At 29.8% G+C, this 363-nt stretch carries 1 pseudogene; it reads right to left on the bottom strand.

Annotation, left to right across the window (positions count from 1 at the left end):
• Positions 1-123 precede the first annotated feature (123 nt).
• Positions 124-357, bottom strand: a pseudogene (locus GNY06_RS13600) (IS982 family transposase); the annotation flags it as partial.
• Positions 358-363 lie beyond the last annotated feature (6 nt).

The raw sequence follows: 363 nt of genomic DNA, 5'->3' as shown, positions 1-363 counted from the left end.
TTTTCATGGTTTGATAATGATAGAAGGCTTTGCAGGAATTATCAACTCTTACATGAATCCTCCGAAAATATGACCAAATTATCTGCTATAAAATTATTAATCAATAAAATTTAAACAGGCTCTTAATGTTTCTCTTATTTTTTCAATAAAAGGGAAAAGCCTTCTTTTTCTTTTATTAAACACACTTCTTTCTATTTTTGCGTCCAATTTTGTCCCTTCAATGGTTCTAAATAGTTGTAATTCAGAGTTTATAGACCTATATTCCGCAGTGATATTGAGTGCAACAAGTTCCAAATCAGAGAGTTTTGGAACTCTTATTTTCTTAGTAGTTTTGATATGACTGCAGATTTTTGTCAATTCTCT

This window comes from Elizabethkingia argenteiflava (assembly GCF_009904105.1).
GTDB lineage: Bacteria > Bacteroidota > Bacteroidia > Flavobacteriales > Weeksellaceae > Elizabethkingia > Elizabethkingia argenteiflava.
The sequence above is the reverse complement of the archived record's forward strand: the minus strand, read 5'-3'. Positions and strand labels throughout refer to the sequence as shown.